Genomic DNA, 396 nt, shown 5'->3' on the forward strand with positions numbered 1-396 from the left:
ATATCCGCTATACCCCCGATAGCGGAAAATATATCCAGCGGATAACCCCCTTTCCCGCGCGTGAAGGAAAATTGCTGGATTTACGGGACATTGAGCAGGGACTGGAAAACTTGCAACGTTTCCCGACCGTTCAGGCGGAGATGAATATTGTCCCGGCAGCGCAACCGGGCGAGAGTGATATTGTGCTGGACTGGCGTCAGTCACGGCACTGGCGAGTCGCCACGTATCTGGATGATACCGGCACCAAAAGCACCGGGCGTTATCAGGGTGGATTCACCTTCTTTCTGGATAACCCGCTGGCGTTAAGCGACCTGTTCTATCTCTCCGGTGGGCGCGATATTCACGCGTCTGCCGGGAAAGGCAGCCAAAACGACACGCTCTATTATTCGCTGCCCT

The 396-nt window shown here is 55.1% G+C and carries 1 protein-coding gene; it reads left to right on the forward strand.

Going from position 1 to position 396, the window contains the following annotated elements:
- Positions 1-396, forward strand: a 396-nt coding sequence (locus tag AACQ83_RS24470) for a ShlB/FhaC/HecB family hemolysin secretion/activation protein (RefSeq protein WP_146748321.1), incomplete at both ends; no start/stop codon positions are given.

Origin of the sequence: Photorhabdus sp. S10-54 (assembly GCF_963878145.1) — a bacterium.
Classification (GTDB): domain Bacteria; phylum Pseudomonadota; class Gammaproteobacteria; order Enterobacterales; family Enterobacteriaceae; genus Photorhabdus; species Photorhabdus kayaii.